General features: G+C 50.4%; 25 protein-coding genes. 8 read left to right on the forward strand and 17 right to left on the reverse strand.

The annotated features are described in order from the left end of the window. Nucleotides 1–57 precede the first annotated feature (57 nt). On the forward strand, nt 58–663 hold the full coding sequence (locus ACZ2GZ_RS13455) for a class I SAM-dependent methyltransferase (RefSeq protein WP_470295325.1): 606 nt from the start codon (nt 58–60) through the stop codon (nt 661–663). A gap of 49 nt (nt 664–712) precedes the next feature. On the opposite strand, the gene ACZ2GZ_RS13460 is transcribed toward ACZ2GZ_RS13455, so the two are convergent. Next, nucleotides 713–1726 (reverse strand): ABC transporter permease, encoded by a 1014-nt coding sequence (locus ACZ2GZ_RS13460; RefSeq protein ID WP_404353625.1) that lies wholly within the window; start codon nt 1724–1726, stop codon nt 713–715. After that, a complete protein-coding gene (locus tag ACZ2GZ_RS13465; RefSeq protein WP_470295326.1) occupies nt 1719–2447 on the reverse strand; it encodes an ABC transporter ATP-binding protein in 729 nt (242 codons plus the stop codon). Before ACZ2GZ_RS13465 ends, ACZ2GZ_RS13460 begins: the two co-directional genes overlap by 8 nt. A gap of 171 nt (nt 2448–2618) precedes the next feature. Between ACZ2GZ_RS13465 and ACZ2GZ_RS13470 the strand changes: the two genes are divergently transcribed. From ACZ2GZ_RS13470 to ACZ2GZ_RS13485, 4 genes are all read left to right on the forward strand, one after another. Further along, complete coding sequence (locus ACZ2GZ_RS13470; RefSeq protein ID WP_214716100.1) at nt 2619–3218, forward strand: TetR/AcrR family transcriptional regulator; 600 nt, start codon at nt 2619–2621, stop codon at nt 3216–3218. Between the two features lie 168 nt (nt 3219–3386). Beyond that, nucleotides 3387–4889: a phytoene desaturase family protein gene (locus ACZ2GZ_RS13475; RefSeq protein ID WP_214720117.1), complete on the forward strand. Its 1503-nt coding sequence runs from the start codon at nt 3387–3389 to the stop codon at nt 4887–4889. A gap of 334 nt (nt 4890–5223) precedes the next feature. Next, a complete protein-coding gene (locus ACZ2GZ_RS13480) occupies nt 5224–5676 on the forward strand; it encodes a LytTR family DNA-binding domain-containing protein (RefSeq protein WP_470295327.1) in 453 nt (150 codons plus the stop codon). Nucleotides 5677–5689: 13 nt separating this feature from the next. Further along, nucleotides 5690–6214, forward strand: coding sequence for a hypothetical protein (locus ACZ2GZ_RS13485; RefSeq protein ID WP_251130351.1), 525 nt, complete (start codon nt 5690–5692; stop codon nt 6212–6214). A gap of 191 nt (nt 6215–6405) precedes the next feature. On the opposite strand, the gene ACZ2GZ_RS13490 is transcribed toward ACZ2GZ_RS13485, so the two are convergent. The 6 genes from ACZ2GZ_RS13490 to ACZ2GZ_RS13515 are packed head-to-tail and all read right to left on the reverse strand — an operon-like array spanning nt 6406 to nt 9233. Then, entirely contained in the window at nt 6406–6891 is a 486-nt protein-coding gene (locus tag ACZ2GZ_RS13490; protein WP_470295328.1) for a hypothetical protein, read from the reverse strand. Between the two features lie 15 nt (nt 6892–6906). Next, nucleotides 6907–7038 carry a hypothetical protein gene (locus ACZ2GZ_RS13495; protein ID WP_285800947.1) on the reverse strand — a complete coding sequence of 44 codons (132 nt, stop codon included), beginning with the start codon at nt 7036–7038 and terminating at the stop codon, nt 6907–6909. A gap of 33 nt (nt 7039–7071) precedes the next feature. Further along, entirely contained in the window at nt 7072–7386 is a 315-nt protein-coding gene (locus ACZ2GZ_RS13500) for a hypothetical protein (RefSeq protein ID WP_470295329.1), read from the reverse strand. 58 nt (nt 7387–7444) lie between these two features. Then, on the reverse strand, nt 7445–8263 hold the full coding sequence (locus ACZ2GZ_RS13505) for an SMI1/KNR4 family protein (RefSeq protein ID WP_214720115.1): 819 nt from the start codon (nt 8261–8263) through the stop codon (nt 7445–7447). After that, nucleotides 8260–8742, reverse strand: coding sequence for a hypothetical protein (locus ACZ2GZ_RS13510; RefSeq protein ID WP_214709457.1), 483 nt, complete (start codon nt 8740–8742; stop codon nt 8260–8262). The genes ACZ2GZ_RS13505 and ACZ2GZ_RS13510 overlap by 4 nt, the downstream gene beginning before the upstream one ends. Continuing rightward, nucleotides 8742–9233 carry a hypothetical protein gene (locus tag ACZ2GZ_RS13515; RefSeq protein WP_470295330.1) on the reverse strand — a complete coding sequence of 164 codons (492 nt, stop codon included), beginning with the start codon at nt 9231–9233 and terminating at the stop codon, nt 8742–8744. Before ACZ2GZ_RS13515 ends, ACZ2GZ_RS13510 begins: the two co-directional genes overlap by 1 nt. Nucleotides 9234–9311: 78 nt before the next feature. Between ACZ2GZ_RS13515 and ACZ2GZ_RS13520 the strand changes: the two genes are divergently transcribed. Continuing rightward, entirely contained in the window at nt 9312–9515 is a 204-nt protein-coding gene (locus ACZ2GZ_RS13520; RefSeq protein ID WP_470295331.1) for a hypothetical protein, read from the forward strand. On the opposite strand, the gene ACZ2GZ_RS13525 is transcribed toward ACZ2GZ_RS13520, so the two are convergent. The 9 genes from ACZ2GZ_RS13525 to ACZ2GZ_RS13565 all read right to left on the reverse strand — a co-directional run bounded on the left by ACZ2GZ_RS13525 (nt 9512) and on the right by ACZ2GZ_RS13565 (nt 14545). Further along, nucleotides 9512–9985, reverse strand: a complete 474-nt coding sequence (locus ACZ2GZ_RS13525) for a DMT family transporter (RefSeq protein ID WP_470295332.1) — start codon at nt 9983–9985, stop codon at nt 9512–9514. The genes ACZ2GZ_RS13520 and ACZ2GZ_RS13525 overlap by 4 nt on opposite strands. A 12-nt stretch (nt 9986–9997) precedes the next feature. Continuing rightward, nucleotides 9998–10666, reverse strand: a complete 669-nt coding sequence (locus tag ACZ2GZ_RS13530) for a Crp/Fnr family transcriptional regulator (protein WP_470295333.1) — start codon at nt 10664–10666, stop codon at nt 9998–10000. Between the two features lie 6 nt (nt 10667–10672). Beyond that, complete coding sequence (locus ACZ2GZ_RS13535; RefSeq protein ID WP_470295334.1) at nt 10673–11098, reverse strand: DMT family transporter; 426 nt, start codon at nt 11096–11098, stop codon at nt 10673–10675. A 15-nt stretch (nt 11099–11113) separates the two neighbouring features. Beyond that, complete coding sequence (locus tag ACZ2GZ_RS13540) at nt 11114–12052, reverse strand: DMT family transporter (protein WP_470295335.1); 939 nt, start codon at nt 12050–12052, stop codon at nt 11114–11116. A gap of 112 nt (nt 12053–12164) precedes the next feature. Then, entirely contained in the window at nt 12165–12650 is a 486-nt protein-coding gene (locus tag ACZ2GZ_RS13545; protein WP_214803560.1) for a hypothetical protein, read from the reverse strand. Next, nucleotides 12650–13105, reverse strand: a complete 456-nt coding sequence (locus ACZ2GZ_RS13550; RefSeq protein WP_214803563.1) for a hypothetical protein — start codon at nt 13103–13105, stop codon at nt 12650–12652. Before ACZ2GZ_RS13550 ends, ACZ2GZ_RS13545 begins: the two co-directional genes overlap by 1 nt. 17 nt (nt 13106–13122) lie before the next feature. Further along, entirely contained in the window at nt 13123–13605 is a 483-nt protein-coding gene (locus tag ACZ2GZ_RS13555) for a hypothetical protein (RefSeq protein ID WP_029596174.1), read from the reverse strand. Between the two features lie 11 nt (nt 13606–13616). Further along, nucleotides 13617–14078: a hypothetical protein gene (locus tag ACZ2GZ_RS13560; RefSeq protein WP_470295336.1), complete on the reverse strand. Its 462-nt coding sequence runs from the start codon at nt 14076–14078 to the stop codon at nt 13617–13619. An 11-nt stretch (nt 14079–14089) separates the two neighbouring features. Next, on the reverse strand, nt 14090–14545 hold the full coding sequence (locus tag ACZ2GZ_RS13565) for a hypothetical protein (protein ID WP_214720105.1): 456 nt from the start codon (nt 14543–14545) through the stop codon (nt 14090–14092). Nucleotides 14546–14706: 161 nt separating this feature from the next. Between ACZ2GZ_RS13565 and ACZ2GZ_RS13570 the strand changes: the two genes are divergently transcribed. Then, nucleotides 14707–15912 carry an MFS transporter gene (locus ACZ2GZ_RS13570; protein WP_470295337.1) on the forward strand — a complete coding sequence of 402 codons (1206 nt, stop codon included), beginning with the start codon at nt 14707–14709 and terminating at the stop codon, nt 15910–15912. A 14-nt stretch (nt 15913–15926) separates the two neighbouring features. Further along, nucleotides 15927–16358 carry a MarR family winged helix-turn-helix transcriptional regulator gene (locus ACZ2GZ_RS13575; protein ID WP_251129305.1) on the forward strand — a complete coding sequence of 144 codons (432 nt, stop codon included), beginning with the start codon at nt 15927–15929 and terminating at the stop codon, nt 16356–16358. The last annotated feature ends 11 nt before the right edge of the window (nt 16359–16369 follow it).

Genomic DNA, 16369 nt, shown 5'->3' on the forward strand with positions numbered 1-16369 from the left:
CTGAAAGAACAAACTTGAGGACGTGTACGCGCCACGTCTGTTAGGGAGGAATAAAGCATGTCGACTTGGGATAAACGGTTCAATACGGATGAGTATGTGTACGGGGAAAACCCGAACGCCTTTGTGAACCAACAGGCACACCTGTTCAAACAGGGGATGCGTGTGCTCGCAATCGCAGAAGGGGAAGGACGAAATGCGGTTTGGCTCGCGGAACAAGGAGTCACCGTGGACATGTGGGACTACTCGCGAGTCGGTCTTGACAAAGCAAACCGGTTAGCAGAACGTCGCGGGGTCACCCTTCACACCCGTCTCGTCGATTTGGCCGAGGCCGATTGGTCGGAAAACGTCTATGACGCTATCGTCTGTATTTACGGACATTTTCCAGATCACGTAAAAAAATCCGTCATTGCAGGAGTCGGGCGTGCCCTAAAGCCCGGCGGTTATTTCGTGACGGAAGTCTACAGCGAGGCGCAACTCACTTACGGAACGGGCGGTCCGAAGCAAAAAGAGTTGCTCTACACGCGCTCTGATTTCGCAACACTCATGGATTCATTCAAAACGATCCACTTTTTCGACGGGACCGTGGAGCGACACGAAGGCTCACTCCACAACGGTGAATCGGCTGTCTTGCAATATATCGGCCAAAAAGTAAGTACCTCGTAAACAAGTTAAACCGACTCGTCTAACGACGAGTCGGTTTTGTCATTTGAGATTAATGTCCCCGATACTTCCCGAGCGCCCGTATGTTGAGTAAGTAGAGTACCCCGGCATAGACAATCAAGCCGAGCAAATAACCCCAAATCCCGGCGAACCCGCTCCCGTACACCATGACTTCTTTGATCGCGGTCGCCCCGTAAAAGATGGGCATGACGTAACTCAAGTTGCCGAGCCCGTACGGAATCAAGTCGAGCGGGATGAGACCGGAAAAGAACACTTGCGGGATGATCGTGAACGGAATCATCTGGACGACTTGCAGTTCCGAACGGGCGAACACCGAAATCGTGGCGCCGAACAAGACGGCCGTCCCGGCCATGAGCAACATGACCAACATGACCCAACCGATATTGCCGAGCGAGGTCAGCCCGAGCACGTAAATCGTATACAGAACGATGAAGACGGATTGAACGACCGCGAACACGCCGTAGCCGAGCGTATACCCTAAGATGACCTGTCCACGTTTGATTGGTGTCATCAGGAGCCGTTCGAGCGTGCCACCGCTCCGCTCTTTGACGAGCGCCATCGCCGACAGGATGAAGACGAAGAAGAACGAGAATAGCGACAAGAACACGTAGCCGAACGAATCGAACGTCGATTGGCCTTCTTCCCCATATACATAGTTCATCTCGATATCAGCCGCCGGATTCAATGCCGACAACGCCGCTTGAATCTCTCGTACCGCCTTCGAAGACTTCGTCGAAGGTTCTCGGAGCGTGATGGTCGTCCCTTCCTGAGTCACTTCAAAAATCGCATCGACGTCTTTATTGTCCTCTAAATACCCGAACGGATTGTCGACCGTATCCAACCGGACGTCGAGTGTCTCGGCTTCGAACGCTTCGACGAGTTGCGTTTGTTCGTTCTCATCGAGCACGACGACCGGCACATAATCCGAGTCCCCGAGCAGGAAGTAGACGAGCGTCAAGATGAGGAGCGGCGCAATCAAAATCAAGGCGACACTCCGCTTATCGTTGAGCGTCTGAAAGATGACGCGTTTCGCCAAGTTACGCATGATCCGTCCCTCCTTCTCGACCGGCGATGAGGAACAGTTCCTCGACGCGACCGTTCTCCGTCTGGTCTAACAGATGTGGCACGGTGTCGTAAGCGATCAAACGGCCGTTATAGATGAGCGCGGCCCGGTCACACTCGAGCACCTCGTCCATGACGTGCGTCGAGACGATGATCGTCGTCCCGTTCGCCCGAATCGCTTGAAACTGATTCCAAATCTGACGGCGTAAGATTGGATCGATTCCGACCGTCGGCTCGTCTAAAAACAAGACGTCCGGTTGATGCAGGATAGCGATCGCGAGTGACAGCCGTTTTTTCATCCCGCCCGAGAAGTTTCGGACGAGTTTCTTGCGGTCGGCCGTCAAATCGACGAGCGTGAGCACTTCCGTGATGCGTTGCTGCAGTGTCGTCTTGCTGAGCTTATAGATGGAGCCAAAAAACTCAAGGTTCGCCTCGGCCGACAAGTCGTCATACAATCCATCGTTCTGAGGCATGAAGCCGATGTTGTGCAGCATATGCATGTTTGGCATGACCGTCTCCCCTATTTGAATCGAACCCTTGTCTGTGGCCAAGGCACCGATCATCAGTCGGATGAGCGTCGTCTTCCCTGAACCGGATGGGCCGAGCAGGCAACAGATATCCCCTGAGTTGATGGTAAAGTCGACGTGGTCGATGGCCAATTGGTCACCGAACGATTTACTGACGCCGTTCAGTTGGATGTCCATAGCGATTCTCCTTTTCGATGCCCGATTCATGTACACTTGATTAATAGACACCGTGTTGGTTTATACGTTCAGTATAGACCTCGTCCGACAGCCCAACAATCGGCAATATCGGCCATCGTGTCGGTTATCAGACAGTTCACACCCAAGTGTTGGATAAAGGAGAAAAAACAGATGGGACATGAAGATTTACGCATCACGCGAACGAAACAATTGATTAAGAATGCCTTTTTAGACTTGATTGACGAGCACGGGTTCGAGGCGGTCACGGTGAAAGCTGTCACCGAACGGGCCGGCATCAATCGCGGGACGTTTTACAGTCATTATGCGGATAAGTTCGACTTGATGGAGAAGCTGATTGAAGTCATTTTTCACGAGGCCGAACGGAAACTGGTCAAACAGATTCCGCGTGTCTTTGGTGACCAGCGCGGACCGGGCGCTCATGAACTGCTCGTCCCGTTCATCCGCTTCATCGAAGACAATAAAATCTTAATGAAACCGCTCCTAGGCCCGAACGGTGACCCCCAGTTTCAAGCCCGGCTCCGGTCGTACATGCACGCGGCGCTCTTCCAACGCTCCCCGACGGTGTTGTTCGATGCGACGAAAGCACTTGTGCCGGCCGACTATCTCGTGTCTTATATTTCCGCGGCCCATATGGGGGTCATCTACGAATGGCTGTATAACGACCGTCCCGAAACCGCAGAGGACATCGCCCGCATCATCTATACAATCACGTTCGAAGGACCGCTGACAGCCGGCGGTCTGAAGCCGTAAGTTTTTTCCCGACATCCACTTTGATCATTTTATACATTCGAGCCCGATATGCATGTTCATTCTACGCGAAGCAGGGAATAAGAGACGTGATGGCAAACTGTTAGAGTAGACATCACGCGTTCCTACTTAACAATAAAAAATACATGGTGGAAGAAGGGCGAAACACATATGCAAAACGTGAACAAATCGGTGATTGTGATCGGTGGCGGGCTCGGCGGGATTTCCGCGGCGATCTCACTCGCACAAAAAGGATACGACGTCTCCTTATACGAAAAGAACGACCATATCGGCGGGAAAGTGAACCGGCTCGAACAAGACGGCTTCGGCTTTGACCTCGGCCCGTCGATTTTAACGATGCCGCAGATTTTTGAGAAGCTGTTCGCAGGTAGCAGCAAGCGGATGGAAGACTACGTGCCAATCAAACGGCTCGACCTCGAGTGGCGCTCGTTCTTCCCGGACGGCACGGTGCTCGATCTCTATCATGATTTGGACAAGATGGAGCGCGCCAACCCGACGTTGTCCCGAAAAGACATGTACGAGTACCGCGAGCTGTTGAAATATGCCGAGCGGATTTACAACACGACGGAGAAGGCGTACTTGAAAGAAGGGTTTGAATCGCCGCGCGAAGCGGTCGCGAAGAACGGTCTGTTCTCGACGTTGTTCGGCTTCGATTTGACGTCGACGATGTACGACGGCATCGCCAAACGAATCAGCAACCCGCATTTACGGACGATGTTATCGTATTACGTGAAGTATGTCGGATCGTCCCCGTACAGCGCACCGGCTGTCCTCAACATGATGATTTACATGCAGCACGCCCAAGGCTGCTGGTACGTCGAAGGCGGGACGCATAAACTCGCGGAAGGATTGACGAAACTCGCGGAAGAGATTGGCGTCCAGCTCCATACCGGTCAAGGCGTCGTCCGCGCGCACACGCTGAACGGACAATTGACGGCCATCGAGCTCGAAGATGGACGGCTCCGCTCGGCCGACTATTTCGTCTCGAACATGGAAGTCATCCCGTTCTATCAAAAGATGGTCGAAGCAGATGACCAGTTCGTCGACAAGCTTGTCGAGAAATATGAGCCGGCCAGCTCCGGCTTCGTGCTCCACCTCGGCGTGAACAAAGAGTATCCTGCGCTCGGCCATCACAACTTCTTCTTCTCGGAGAACTTGCACGAACAGATGGACAAGATTTTCGAGCAGCACGAGTTGCCGGACGACCCGACGATTTACTTGGTGAACGTCAATAAGACCGACCCGACACAGGCACCGCCTGGGCATGAGAACATCAAGATCTTGCCGCACATCCCGTACATCCAGGACAACCCGTTCACACCAGAACAATACGCCGCGTTCGAAGAGCGCGTCCTCGACAAGCTCGAACGGATGGGCTTGGACGGATTGCGGGAACATACGGTGACACGTGACGTCTGGACGCCGCATGACATCGAGCGCACGTACGGTTCGGACCGGGGCGCGATTTATGGGACCGTCGCCGATAAAAAACGGAACGGCGGCTTCAAGCATAAGAAACAGAGCGAGCTGTACGACAACCTCTACTTCGTCGGAGGTACGGTCAATCCCGGCGGCGGCATGCCGATGGTGACATTGAGCGGCCAGCAAGTGAGCGATAAGATTGCGAAGCGTGACGGAGTCACAAATCGATGACCGACTCGTTTTGGGAACGACACCGCTTCAAGTTCTATACGATTGGCATGGTCATCTGCGGGATTTTGGTGGGCATGTTCGCCTAACGAAGCCAAATTATATCTTAATTTAAAACACCCTATGGAGAAGCAGATGGACTCACCAATCTGTATTCATCCATAGGGTTTTTATCGTGACGAGATACGATGATCCATTTTGTTTATTAGACTCAATCTCTATGATGCAACTTATGTGGATATTTCTGTAAAGTGTTCATCTTGTATTGATGAACAAGGAGGTAGTTGCTACACTGATTTCAAATATATGGATTGGTACAGAGGAAGGCGGTTCGTGCATGAAAATCAAGCTCGATATTAGTAACGAGCGCTATGACGAGATTAAGTCTATGCTCGAGGAAAAAGGAATTGAAATAGATGATACGGCCGACCTGGTACTGAGTACATCTACTCCTTTTGTTCAGCATTTGACTGTTAAAGAGAAGGACACGAATGAACGGATCGTGTTACCAGTAGCGGATATTATTTGTATCGAATCCTTTGGCCATACAGTGGAAATTGAAACGCAAGCATCCGTTTATGTCGCTACTGATCGATTATACCGGCTCGTCAGTTTGCTCGATCCGACGTCTTTTTTACGAATCAGTAACTCTGTTGTCATTGCAACAAATCAAATCAAACAAATCAAACCCACTCTTTCCACAAAATTTATCCTTACTCTAACGAACGGAAAACGCGTTGATGTGACAAGGAGCTATTACTATATCTTTAAAGATCATTTTCATATCTGAAGGAGACAACTTTATGAGCATCCCTATTTACATCATCGCGACATGCATCGTTCTATTCACCTTTATTGTGACTATCACGCTTTATTTTCAGGCCTACAAGCGACACATCAATCAAGCGCTAATTGGCAACTTAAAAACACGTTCCCCGATGATGCCGCCTTATAAAATCACTGTCATCCTGTCAATTGTTCTCTTAGTAATCAGTGTGTTGATTAGTTATTTTGCGGGATACACCAATGCGTACAAAGCATATGAGGAAGATATCTGGGTTCTCGCTCCGTCTGATATTCAGACATTTTATGCTGAAATTCAAGGAATCGAAGACAATCAGATAACGGTTAAAGGTAATTTATTTAACGATGAAACGAATCAAACACTTATGGAATATGAAGTTTTTGAGGAACAAGTATCCATTTATAAACAAGAGGAGACGCTCTCTCTATCAGATTTATCCAAAGGTGATTTGATTTTAATCACCTTGTTGACGAACCGTTCGGGCACAGGTGTGTTTAAAATACAGGTAGTGGAGAAGCAGTGAAACGCCAATCAATTTAAAAAGCCATAAAAGTCGAGGCTCTCGAATTTTATGGCTTTTTGGTTCTATTCAGTTCTGCTTGTTCGCTGTTCCAATCATTAGCTTTAGCACGAAAATGATTCCGCCTAACAAGACAGCATAATTACCAAGCGTCCACAGCATATCAAGCACTCGCATATCCATCGAACTCCTCCTTATTTGAGCTGGCGTTTCGCTTCATCGCGATGCGCCGTCCGCAACTCATGGTTCGTCACGTGCTCTGGGTCAATCACCTCAATTTTACGGTTCACCCATACCGACAAGAAGATGAACGGGAGGAACAAAGCGATCAGCATGATTGCAAAGACGAAGAGTGACCCTTCAATCGCCCAAGCGATAGCGATGAAGACCCCAAGCAAGATGACGTTCGCGAGAACGGTACCGAACTCGAGGCGCACGAACTTTTGATACCGTGACTCGTCATTGAACGTAAGCAGCAAGTTCATACGATGCCACGCCCGATAGAGACTCGGCAATTGCGTCGCCATGATGATGACGGCGAACGTCGCGACCGTAATGTCTTGAGTAAAGATGAAGTAAAAGGCGATTCCTAAAATTGCGAACGTGAGCAAGAGCGCCGTCCGGTTCACTTTCCGGTCGTTCTCGACCATTTGTTTCAGTCGTTCATTTTTATTAACCATAGTTAGGTACTCCCATCATGATGACTTTCGTTTTTCGCGCTCGAGTTGCGCCTTGCCGAGTTCCGTCGCGGTCACGTGCTCCGGGTCAATCGTTTTCAACTCACGGTCGATGCGAATCCCAAGCGCTAGGAATGTGATCAGACCCACGATAACGACGATGACGAGCGTGAGTAGCGTGATTCATCCGAGCATCGAGCTCGCGATCAACAGCAAGAGAAACACGATGTTCCCGACGGCCAAGCCGAACTCGGACCGTACTTTCTGTTGGTAGCGAGCGTCGTCGTTGAAGGTGAGCAGCAACTTCATCCGGTACCACCCTTTATACAGCACGGGCAGCTGTCCAACCAAGATGATCGGCAACAGTAAGAGGACGTCCGTCGCCCAAAAATAGATGATGAACAGTGCGATGATTCCTATCGTCGGGTACAACATTTGTTTTTGTCGATTTCGATCGTTCTCCATCATGCGTTCAAGTCTTATGTTATGGTCAATCATCCAATCCCCCTAATCAAATCTCGTTACCTTCTTTTACGAAAGGAAACGGCAAATCGTTTCACTCAACTCTAATATCGTTATCAAGAATGTACATCGTCTCTTCGTAGCATTGTTTACTATAGACGTCGTCTTGTCTGTGGAGCGTCTCAAAAAATGCTTCGAACAGTTGTTGATCTAAGGGCTTCCGTCGAATAATGACTTCTTGAATGACGCTTGTCGCCGTCTCTCGTAACGTCTCGTCATCCATCCATGTCAACAGCTCACGAACGAGTTCGTTCGCCTCAAGTGAATCCAATCCATTGAACCAAATAACCGCACCGTCCAGTTTTTCTTTCGGTTCTTCACTATAAAGCAGGCGTCGTGCATCGTCCAAGAGTGCTTTCCCTGGTTTCATTTCAGTGATTGGTTCTGGAATCATTTCTGCAAACATTACCATGTCGACCGTCGTGAGCGCTTCGCTAAATTGACTGAACGAATCGAACAAGACATCAATCTCTTCCGTATCCGTATCGATATAGGCAATCTTAGGCGTCGCTCCTTCACGGTAGTCGAATGCGAGGAAAAAGTGCCCGTCACCGGCGAACGCAATCAATCGTTCATCCTCGACACCCCATTCCGTTAATAAAGCTTTTGATTCGATCAGCCCTTCGTGACGCCCGACTCCAGCAATTGAATCAACGAGAACGATGTCATCTTGTCCATTCCATATAATCGGCAAGTCGCGCTGTTCGACATATCCCCCGTTCTGGATACGAATCGTCTCGAGATAATCAATCGGCAGTTTCACTCCGAGTCGCGTCTCCACTTCAGTCAACACGTCATCCGTTAATGCGGGCAACCGGTTCGGGTCGTCCGGTATATCGTTCCAAATGATCATTGTTCCCCTGCTTTCTTCAATCGTCTGTATTGGCGAATGTCTTGATTCGTCACATGTTCTGGATCAATCTTTTTGAGTCGCTCATTCACCCACCATTCAAAATAAAGACAAGGCAAGACGATTAGCGTACCAAGCAATGAATACGTGACATGTTGAAAAGTTTGAATGACTGTACCCCAAATAAATACCGCGAGCCCGATGACCGTCATGAAGATGAATAAAAAGTTGAGTCGAACATATCGGCGATACAGCTCATCCGAACTAAAGCGAAGCAATAGCTTCATCCGTAACCAGCCCCATAAAATCAATGATGCGTAAATGACTAAAAAGGCTGCGAACACCTGCATGTTCGTTAAAGTGTAACGACTATGGAGATAAAACGAGGTCAAGATGATGATGGCTACTAGTAGACCAAATAAACGAATCGAGACTTGTTCAAACCGCATCAATTGAAGCAAGCGATTTTTATGCTCGACCATCATTCGCCCTCCCATTTCCGCTTCAAGCGCTCACGTTTCGTAAACCCAATCAAGCTATCAGTGACATGCTCATGATCGATACGAAGTAACCGGTAATCGAGCCATGTCTCAACCACTAACATGCCTGCAATCAACATCGCCGATAGTCCACTGAATACTGGCAATGCGAAGTATCCTGACACATATCCGCCCATCAAACCGAGCATGACCCATAACAGCGCAATCGCGATGACGCCTTTCGCCCGAATCAACCGTTTGTAAGATCGACTTTCATTGAACGTCACAAATACGCGCGTCTTCTGCCAAGCTACGCGACTGAGCGGGACAGCCGTCATCATCAAAAAGACGAACATCGCAAGCATTGGCAATGATGCATTGGTATAGATCCACCATCCCACTCCAAATCCAGCTGCTGCGGCCCATAACAAGTTAAAGGCACCTTTTTTCGGACGTATCTGTAATTGCTCGATTCGTTCTTCTCGCGTCATCATCATTTGTTCCTCCTTGAAACCAATTCGGACCGTTTACCGTACATAGGAGTAGCATACCAATAATTAGGAGGTATTTCGATGGATATTCTGATTTTAGTCGTCCTGCTCGGTATCGTCGGCTTTATTGTGACCCGCTCTTATACCATCTATCCGTCATCGTTCGGAGACCGCTCCCCCGCCCAACCACGTGCCTCGTTCACGACAAAATGCCCGCATTGCCAAGCCGTCATCAAACGGCAGGAACACGGGCAGATATGTCATATTTGTCGTAAATCCTTTTAACCGACTTGTTTTACTTTTTGATGGGCCGTCTCTTTATTTCCACTCAACTGGAACAACAGAACCCCACCAACGATTAGCACGATGCCAATCGCTGTCTTCCACGTGAACGGAATGGCTTCGAGCCCGAACCAGCCGAGCGTGTCCCATAGGAGCGCGAATAGGATTTGTGACACCATGACGATTGATATGGCATGGCTCGGTCCGAGCTGTTGAACGCCTTGCGTCACGCTCATGACGACACCGACTCCGATGATGCCGCTGAACCAATACCACGTCTCCATCCCCGTGACCGCGAACAGACCAAATCCTTCACTGATCAATCCGACGAGTAGCGACGCCAAGAAGCCGAGGGCGAGCACGAGCGTCGTCGTCGCCCACGCCCCAACCTGTTCTTTCACTTTGGCGTTGAACGTATTCTGCACACAGACGAGCATGCCGCCCATGACCGCGAGCATCATTCCAAGTGCCATGATATGTCCTCCTCATTCATAAATACTCTCCCCGGCGACGGCAATCAACCCGGCGCGATCCATGATTGCAATCGACCGACGATCCCGTTCAATCAATCCTTGTTCCACGAACCGCTTGAGTGTCCGGTTGACGTGGCGATAGCTCGTCCCAATCAAATCGGCGATATCGGTCAACTCATCGACGGTCGACCCGAGCGTCGTCTCTTCCGGTGTCATCGACAACAGATAGCTCGCGAGTCGCACATCGACCGGGTAAAACAAGTTGAAACTCATCGACTGCGACTTCATCTCGAACTTTTTTGTGATGCCTGCCAGCAAATAGTGGAGCCACGTCACATCATCTTTCGCATGACGCGCGAGATCATCGAAGCGGACGACGAGCATCTCGACCGGCGTAACCGCCTCGACCGTGTTCAAGAACGGCGTGCGGCGAACGTATTCGATGTCGCCAATCAAGTCGAGCGGATATTTGAACGACAAGACGAGCCGCTTCCCGGCCGCCGACGTGTGGGCCACCCGAATCTTTCCACTGACGAGAAAGTGAAGATGCTCGGCCTTAGCGCCTTGGGTACAAATCGCCTCCCCCGTCGCGTAACGGACGAGTGTGAGATGAGGACGGACGGCTGATGGGAGCACCTCATTCAATCCATATTGCTTCATGTAACGGTCAATCTGTTCCATCGCGCGTCATCCTTTCAATACGAGAATCCCGATAATCATCATGATGACACCGAGCAGTTGCGTCCGGTTCAAGTCACGGCGCAACATCCCGAACCACCCGCGCCAGTCGATGACAAGCGCGAGGGCAAGCTGGGCAATCAAGAACAACGAGATGGTGAGGGTGACGCCGAGCTCATGCACGGCCGTCATATTGCTGAACAAGATGAACGCAGCAAACGCGCCCCCTGACAAATAGAGCGGCTCGACGCGACGCATGTGGACGTACGTCCGGTCGCGGACGACGAGCATGATCACGAGCGCGACGAGAAAGCCCGTCAATTGCGTCAACGTCGCAGCCTGCCACGTCCCGATACTTGAACTGATGCGAGCGTTGGCGACGCTCTGCAGTGTCAAAAAGAAACCTCCACTGATGGCGAACAGTACTCCGCGCATGATGCCTTTCCTCCCCTATGACAAACGAATCAGCATGATCCCGATGACCATGACGAGTAAACTGACGAGTTGAATCCCGGTGACCGGGTTCTTCGCGGCCCCGAACCAGCCGAAGCGGTCGATGAGCAGACTTCCGCACAGCAAGCCGACAATGACGATGACGACGGCGATGCCGGTCCCGACCATTGGCACGATCAACACATTACCGCCGATGAACAGTGCCCCGATGATGCCGCCGAGCCACATCCACCACGGCTGCCCGCGTAGCCCGCCCCTTTCGACGTTCGGCCGCAAGACGAGCAAGATGAGCAGTAACGTCACCGTCCCGACGACGAACGAGACGAGCGCCCCTTTCAAAGCCGATTCGAGCACCGTTCCCAAATAGCCGTTGATGGCCGTCTGCGTCGCACTCATTATCCCGGTCCCGATTCCGACGAAGCGCCAGACGTTCAAATTGCCGGTTCCCGTCTGCGATCGGGCGACTAGTTTGCCGCGGCGACGGTTAATCCAGTCCGTAAGTGCGACCGTCCCGACGACGCCAAGTAATACGAGCAAGGCCCCGAACACGCGCCACGGCGTGAGGACGTTGACGGCTGAATTAAACCAACCGAAGTGGTCAATCAACAGTCCCATCAAAGTCTGTCCAAAAATCGGCATGATGACAGTCTGAACGCTGCCGAGCCTTGGAAACAAGAGGATGTTACCCGTTAAAAAGATGACCCCCAACAAGCCGCCCGACCACATCCAAAGCGGTTCTGCTCGGAAGATGGACGATTCAATCCCGAACGACTGCCCGGTGAGTAATAACATAAGTGTTAAAAAGGTCGTCCCGATCGCGAACGACAGAAACGACGCGACGAACGGTGACCCGACGATGGTGCGCAGACGTGAGTTCACGCTCGTCTGCATCGGCAACAAAATCCCGATGACGAGTCCAATTACAATGGCTAACATAGTCTCTTCCTCGATTCTCTCTATATACTGTGTACATCTCAAGCTTACTCCTCGAGCGCTCGAGCATAAAGGACCTATGTCCTGAAATGTGAAAAAAGACGAGTTCCGATGATCAGGAACTCGTCTTTTCGTGTGCACGGCGCTCAGTTTTCGCTTCGTCGAACATCCGATTCGTGACGTGATGTTGATCAAATGTCAGAACGATTCGGGTGACCATGTATGAAAACAGTAACCCGCCAATCGTCCCAGTCACCAACATGACCATGAGTGGCCAAATCGTGAGAAGGCCCGTGTGATAGGCAGCGAGTAGACAGATGAACAGCAAAAAGATGAACCATTCGACGATGAAATCACTGTAAATCCAACGTCGATAGCGAGGATCCGGATTAAATGTCAGCAACACTTTCGTCTTGCACCACGCGACACATAATTGGGGCAAATACACTGCAAATAGGATGAGCGGTAAGTAAATCGATGTCTGATACGAGATGAACGCGACAGCGACAAGGCTGAAGAAAAGGCCCCAGTAGCGCCAGTGCCACGTCGCATCCTCATGCGCGAGTAATCGCTCGATTCGTTCTTGTTTCGTCAAGATCATCACATCAACCCCCGCGTCGTCATCAATTCAGATCGGACCGGTTGGACTGTATCTGCGCTTTGGACAGCTTCGTTGACGCGTTTATACAAAGGCGGCAACGTGACGGCAATCCCAATGGTGAGAATCCACGTCCACCATGGAGCCTCCAATTTATAACTTGCCACGCTACCGACGATAATGACGTACCATCCGCTTAACACCCAGTAGACGTTTCTCGTCGCGACTTGTGCTTTCGGTTCCGCAGACAGATTGGCGAGCGCCTTGCCCTCTTGTATTACATATACAATCGAACCGATTGCGAATATACTCATCAAACCTGCCCATACCCACCACAGTTGATCGGCGAGCAGCGTGACAAACAATAGTCCAGGGACAGGAGCGAATAGTATGTCCCGCCGCCGCTTCTTTTGCTCACGGTATCGGTTCATTTCGTCAATCCGTTGTTGTTTCGTCATACGATTCCATTCCTTTTCTAATCATTGATTCCGTCAAGTCGACGCTTCAGCTTCTCACGATTGGCTTTAGCCAGCATGTTTGACGTAACGTGTTCTGGGTCGAGTTTGAGCAGTTTTCGATCCATCCACAGCGGCAACAACACAGACGGTGGTGCCCCGATGACCATCGCCCACATCAACACGTCCGGATGAATCTGCCCCGTCAAAAACAGGGTGATGAGACTGAACAACGTGAGGAAGGTAGCTACTAAGATAAAGAATTGTCCTTTCACGAGACGCCGATATGTCCAGTCGTCATTGAACCGAAGATACAGGACGGTCTGTTTCCATTCGAAAAACAGTGTCGGCACAAGACTGGCCACCGCAATCACACCAGAATACGTCGTGTGCATCATGAAATAAAGCGCGCTCACAAAGATGACGACACTGCTTCCAATCATGAAACGACGATACGTCGTGTAGATTTGTAACAATGCCTCAGTCCGGGCTTCTCGATCCATCTCATCCCTCCTCAGTCTCTGACGTTGTCGAGCCGTATCTCACGAAGCATCGGATGCTCCGGATCGATGTTCATCAACCGCTCGTCTTGCTTTCGGATCAAACAATACCCGACATAGATGACACCGACCGCTACACCCAATATCCACGCGTACGTCCACCCTAGCTTAAGCGTCAGGGCAAACGACAAAAGGAAAAGGACGAACAGCGCAAAGACAAATCCGTTCCGACGGACGATCATCTTTTTGGCTTCCTCTTGCTCGGTCAACTCGGTCTCGACTCGATTCGCCTTGAAGAAGATTCCGCCTAATAGCAACAGACAGACGAGCGCTCCCGCCACGTACCAACCGTTCCATGAATCCGATTCGATAAATCCGACGAGACAAAACACCATTGGAAACGTGAGCAGACTTTGGAAAACGGCCGTCTTTATATTGGTTTTATAAATCAGATTGATGCGTTCTTGTTTGTTCATCAAATCCCCCCTTAAAAACTTTCCCGCTTGACGTCTCGACGCGTCGGTTGCTGGGGATCAATCAGCTTTACTTTCTCATCAAGTAACCGCTCGACAATCACTAGCGCTAACGCTGTAAAAGAGAAGATGAAGAATGGGACCCAACTGATTGTTTCGAGCTTCATGAGCAACGGGAAAAACAAACAGATAAAGACGACCATCATGTAGTCGAACACATATTGGATATGGATGACCCGCTTCGCTCGAATGTGGTCTGTGAAACTGCTCATGAATCGACTTTCCCGTCCAATCATCACGCCGTATATCAGCAACGATGCAATCATCAAACTGCCATACAAGATTGATCGTGTCTCGGTTTGTAAAAAGAAAAAGAGTAATACTCCTATTGGAATCGCAAAGCCAAGTCGTACGAGAAGCCATTTCCGGTTTGCGGTAACCATTTGCTTCAAACGCTGATGTTTATTCATCTTGTTCACCTCTTATCTCACTATACGATTCCACCAGAAAAAAAGTTCCGTTTTTTTACAATTTTCTTGTAGTAGCCTCCTCGCTTGACGAACCAGTCACTTCGCTTTATAGTTTAGTTAACTTAACTATATTAAAAGACAGAAAGACTGAGGTTTTCTTTATGAATGTGCTACAAAATCCACGCTTCGTGTTCACGTGGTTATCCGGGATGACGCTCACGCTCGGCTTCTCGATTTTCTTCTTGAGCGTATCGTGGCTCACAATCGATGTGCTGAAGCAACCGGCCCTCCTCGGGATTATCATGACCGCCGTCTCGTTGCCGCGTGTCGTGATGATGGTATTCGGCGGCGTGTTCGCCGACCGATTCCAAAAAAGTCGCCTCTTGTTTTTGACGAACCTCGGACAAGGTCTTCTCATGGTCGCAGTCGTGGCACTGCATCTTGCGGACGCGTATTCGGTGTCCGCCTTGATTATGATTTCCATCGTGTTCGGACTCCTCGACGGCATGTCCTATCCGGCGTTGTCTTCCTTAATCCCGTCGCTCGTCAAACAAGAAGAGTTGCAACGCGCCAACTCACTCTTCCAAGGGACGCTCGAGCTCATGTTCGTGTTCGGACCGTTCCTCGCCGGTGCCTTACTCACATGGGGCGGCTTCGGGCTAAGCTTCGGGACGGCGGCCGTCTTGATTTTCATCGCCGCTATCTTGATCATGCCGCGCTTGATTCGTGACTCCATCCCCCTAGCCCGTGCGATGTCGCTCGGCCATGTCATCGTCGATTTGAAAGAAGGCATTCGTTACGTCTCGAGCACGCCGATTTTACGGAGCGGGACGCTGTCGATTGCTATCATCAACTTGTTCGTCATGGGACCGCTCATCATGAGCATCCCGATTCTCGTAGGTGAACGGGGTGGCAACGCGTTTGATTTGAGTTTGATTGAAGGTGGACTTGCCGTCGGGACGTTCGTCGCGAGTTTTCTCGTCCTGTTGTTCCGCTCGGTCCACCGTGGACGCTTCGTCTTCCGCGTCCTGTTTTTGACGATTGGGGCCTTCTTCCTCTATACGCAGGCGCAGTCGATCACACTCCTTGCCTTGGCTGCAGCTGCGAGCGGATTTATGTTGATGCTCGTCTATTTGCCGACGGTCACGCTCATGCAAGAACATAGCGACCACGACAAGATTGGACGCGTCATGAGCATCATGGCGCTCGCCGCATCCGGGTTAGAGCCGATCGCGTTCGCCGTCCTGTCGATTTTGGTCGCCTTGGCCGTGCCGATTCAAACGTTACTCATCTCGTTTGGTATAATCGGATTAATATTGAGTAGCGTGTTATACGTGCGGAGCCAGACGTTCCGTGACACGCGATGAAAGGAGAACAATCATTGAACGACACACGCAAACAGCAAGTCATCGAGATGTACCGTCAAATCGACGAGCTCGACTTGTTGTTCACTAAATATTTTACCGAGTTGAACGAGTTCGAACTGAGTTATCAACAGGAACAGATGCTACTCCTGTTCAAACGACAAGACACATGGACGACGACCGAGATTGCCACGAAGATGAATATCTCGAAAAGTGCGGTCAGCCAAGTGCTCAAAGTGCTCGAACAGCGTCAGTTCGTTAAAAAAGAGAAAAACCCGGACAACTTGCGCGAGAGTTTCATCCGCCTCGGTCCAATCGGTATGGAGTACTCGAAACAAATCGATGCGATTGAAGAACGACTCGCCGAGGAGATGTTCTCCGTGCTCGAAGACGATGAGATGACAATGATCAATCGTGCGCTCGCGTTGATGATCCAAAAGTTCAAATGAAAAATGCGTAT

The sequence above is a fragment of the Exiguobacterium sp. KKT215 genome (assembly GCF_055635335.1).